This window comes from Campylobacter sp. (assembly GCF_017646085.1).
Lineage (GTDB): Bacteria > Campylobacterota > Campylobacteria > Campylobacterales > Campylobacteraceae > Campylobacter.
The window spans coordinates 1-4,227 of the sequence record NZ_JAGCNF010000146.1 but is presented as its reverse complement, the minus strand read 5'-3'; the positions used below and the strand labels follow the sequence as shown (position 1 = coordinate 4,227).

At 30.4% G+C, this 4,227-nt stretch carries 2 protein-coding genes and 1 tRNA gene; all 3 read left to right on the top strand.

Annotated elements, in window-relative coordinates; genetic code table 11:
* The first annotated feature begins 63 nt into the window (after positions 1 to 63).
* Positions 64 to 140 (top strand) — tRNA-Met (locus J6V67_RS07415).
* 503 nt (positions 141 to 643) lie between these two features.
* Complete coding sequence (locus J6V67_RS07410) at positions 644 to 3,352, top strand: DEAD/DEAH box helicase family protein (protein WP_291860915.1); 2,709 nt, start codon at positions 644 to 646, stop codon at positions 3,350 to 3,352.
* 14 nt (positions 3,353 to 3,366) lie between these two features.
* Positions 3,367 to 4,227, top strand: an 861-nt coding sequence (locus J6V67_RS07405) for an AAA family ATPase (protein ID WP_291860913.1), incomplete at its 3' end; no start/stop codon positions are given.

Sequence of the window (4,227 nt, the reverse complement as noted above, 5' to 3'; positions counted from 1 at the left end):
CACCTTGACATGGTGGAGGTCACAGGTTCAAGTCCTGTTAGAGCCACCATTTAACGCTATTGTGCCTCGGTAGCTCAGCTGGTTAGAGCGCTGGTCTCATAAGCCGGAGGTCGGGAGTTCAAGTCTCCCCCTAGGCACCATTTTTAACACTTTTTTAAATATTTAAAACTCACTTTAAAACATATTTAACTATCTTTTATTTTTTTGTTATCGCCTTATTTTAATTATTTTAATTTAATGGTAACAAAGTAAAGAAATCTTATATTTATTGGCTTTATCGCAAATTTGCTGTGAGCAATATAACTATATATAAAATTATAGATTACGCATTTAGCAAAATACTACATAGAGCCAACTATTACCAAAGCTACTAGATATAAAAAAGGCGTAAATGAATTTTTAATAAATTATAGCTACAATAAAACTTAAAACTTTTTAAAATTGTATTTAATACAAATTAAGCAAGTTTAAAGGTATAAAAAGAGATAATTTTTATTGCACTTAGCATTGCAAAGTAAAGCGTGAATTTAGATTCAATAAAATAGAAAAATATCTATCAAAGTTTATTAAAATTAATAAGAGCTATTGCAAAATAAAAAATTAAAAACTCTATTGAGTTAAGTTAAATTTATAGGAAATTTAAATGACACCAGAGCAAAAATCTAGACAAAATATTGATACCTTACTTATTAAAGCTGGGTTTATCGTGCAAAATAGAGATGAGTTTGATCGCACCGCAAATCTTGGCGTTGTAGTTCGTGAGTTTGCTATGAGTGATGGTAGTTTTGCTGATTATCTTATCTTTATAGATGGCAAAGCTTGCGGCGTTATAGAAGCTAAAAAAGCTGGTCTTAGTCTAAGCGGTGTAGAAAATCAATCGCGTCATTATGCTAAAAATTTACCTACAAATGTCCGCACTCATATGGATAATGAGTTGCCATTTTTATTTGAAAGCAATGGTACTGAGATTTATTTTACTGATTTGCGTGATACAAAAAGCCGTTCTAGACGAATTTTTGCATTCTATCGCCCTGATTTTTTAGCAAAAATTCTCAGAGAAGATACTTTAAGAAATAGAATTTTATCTATGCCGAGCCTAAAAATGGCAAACCTTAGAAAGTGTCAATTTGATGCCATAAATTCACTAGAAAACTCCCTTAAAAATTATAAACCAAGAGCCTTAATCCAAATGGCAACCGGTTCTGGCAAAACTTTTACAGCATGTAATTTTATCTATCGCCTTATTAAATTTGGTGGTGCAAAAAGAGTGTTATTTTTAGTAGATAGAAACAATCTTGGCAAACAAACCAAAAATGAATTTGAAAATTTTCACCTAAATGATGAAAATCGCAAATTTAGTGAAGTTTATATAACTCAACATCTTAATACAAATACCATAGACAAAGATGCAAAAGTCGTTATCACCACTATTCAGCGTATGTATTCTATGCTTAGTGGCGATGAATACTATGATGAAAAAGATGAAGAAATTTCAGCCTATGAAAACTATAAAAGCGAAAATAAGAGCGAACGAATAGTAAGCTATAATCCAAATATCCCTATTGAGAGTTTTGATTTTATCGTAGTTGATGAATGCCATAGAAGTATTTATGGCGAGTGGAGACAGGTTTTAGAGTATTTTGACGCCTTTATCATCGGACTTACTGCTACTCCATCTAAGCAGACTTTAGGATATTTTGGTGCGAATTTAGTTAGCCAATACCCGCTAGAGCGCTCTATTATAGATGGTATAAATGTTGATTGTGAAATTTTTCGCATCAAAACTCAAATCAGCGAATACGGAAACACTATTCAAAAAGGCTTTTCAGTGCCTGTGATGGACAAAAAAACTAGATTGAAATACTATGAAAGCCTAGATGAAAATTTAGAATATCAAAAAACAGACCTAGATCGCTCCGTAGTATCTATAAATCAAATTCAAACTATTTTAGAATGCTACAAGAATGCTATTTTTACCGAGCTTTATCCAGAGCGTGAGCCTAGCTTTGTACCAAAAACTCTTATATTTGCTAAAGATGATAATCACGCTGAAAATATCACTCGCATAACTAGAGAAGTTTTTGCCCAAGGTAATGATTTTTGCAAAAAAATTACATATAATATCGGCAACGCAAAACCAGAAGAACTAATAAAAGCCTTTAAAACAGACCCAACTTTTCGCATAGCAGTTACTGTAGATATGATAGCTACAGGTACAGATATTAAGCCACTTGAAGTGGTGATTTTTATGCGTGATGTAAAGTCATCTTTGTATTACGAACAGATGAAGGGTAGAGGCGTTCGCACCATAAACCCTAATGATTTACAAACTATCACACCAAATGCTAAAAGTAAAGATAAATTCTATCTCATAGATGCCGTAGGTGTAAGCGAAAGCAAAAAAACAATTTCAGCACCACTTGAACGCAAAAAAGGTATAAGTCTAGCTAAAATCTTAGAAAATGTTGCTAATGGCGATACTAGTGATAATACACTCTCTAGCCTTGCTGGACGCCTAGCACGAATAGAAGCCAATATCAGCGATGATGACAAAACTCAAATTTCAAAAATACTAGATTCAAAAACACTAGGGCAACTCGCTAGTGATATTTTAGATACCTTAGATGTAGATCTTACACAAAACTTAAACAATGATGAAATCATAGCCAAAAAAGATGAAGTTTTAAAACCATTTAATAAGCCTATATTTCGTAAAATGTTACTAGATCTATCGCAAAAATCAAAACTCTATATAGATGATATTTCACCAGATACTGTAATAAATGCGGAATTCAATAAAAACAAAGCAAATGAAATAATCGCAAATTTTAATGATTTTATCAATGAAAATAAAGATGAGATCACGGCTCTAAGCATAATCTATAATAAAGATTATAAAAATAGAAAACTTACTTATGAGTTAATAAACGAACTAAACGACAAGCTAAAATCTAACAATCTAGATAGCTTTCAAATATGGAATTCTTACGCTTTAATCAAACCAGACAAAGTGAAAAATAACGCCAAAAGTACTGTGGAGCGTCTTACAAATATCATACAATTAGTCAAATTTGCTCTAGGTTTTGATGATGAGCTTAGGGAGTTTAGCAGCATAGCAAATTCTAGATTTGAACTATGGAAAGGCAGACAAAAGAACAAGGGCATAATATTTAATGAAAAACAAAACGAATTTTTAGAGCTTATAAAAGACTATATAATAAGCAATTCTTATCTTGATTTAGCAGACATACAGAACTTTTTGGGTGATAAGGGTGGAATTTTTAAAGCTAAAACGCTTTTTGATAACTTTGAGAATTTACTAGTAGAATTAAATCAAACCTTAGAGACGTAAAATAAAGGGTAATTATGTTAAAAAAATTTAATCATATAAATTGTGCAACCTATAAAAATTTTAATTGTGAATTAAATGAATTTGGGAAATTAAATGAATTTGATAAGATAAATATCATATATGGTCACAATGGGGCAGGTAAAACTACACTATCTAGGATCATTAGAAGTTTTGAAACAAAAGAATTACCACAAGGTTATGATGATATAAAATTTAAAATTCAAATAAATAGTGATAATTATTTTTCAGAGACTGATATAGAAAATGCAGATTTTGAAGTTAGGGTTTATAATAGAGATTTTGTAAATAAAAATCTTAATTTTTTGATAAATGGCGAAAATTCCGGAAGTATTTTGTCGTTTCAAAGCGCAATTTTGGGCGAACATAATGATAAAATTTTTCGAGAAATTAAAGAATTAGAAAACAAAATAGGTAAAAAATCAGATCCCAAAAATAATATTATAGCAAGTGGTTTAGAAGGTGATATAGAATACACAACACAACAAATTAAAGAAAAAGAAAAAAGTAAAGAAAAGCTCAATCAAGACAACAAATTAAGCGAGATAGCTAAAGAAATCAAAAAATTTTATTTATTGGAAGAGCAAAATTATAATATAAGAAAAGTAAAAGATGAAATTGAAAATATAACATTAGAGAATTTAGATAGTAATATACTCAATGACGAACAATTACAAATCAATAGCAATAGATTAAGAGATGAATCAAAAGAAGCTATTGAATTAAATTTTAATTTTCAACAAGCTCAAATGTCTGAAATTTTATCACAAGCCAAAATACTAGTAGAAGAAAAACTAACTCCAAGGGAAGAAATTAAAGACGAGCTTAGAAAATGGCTAGAAGCTGGACTAGATTTT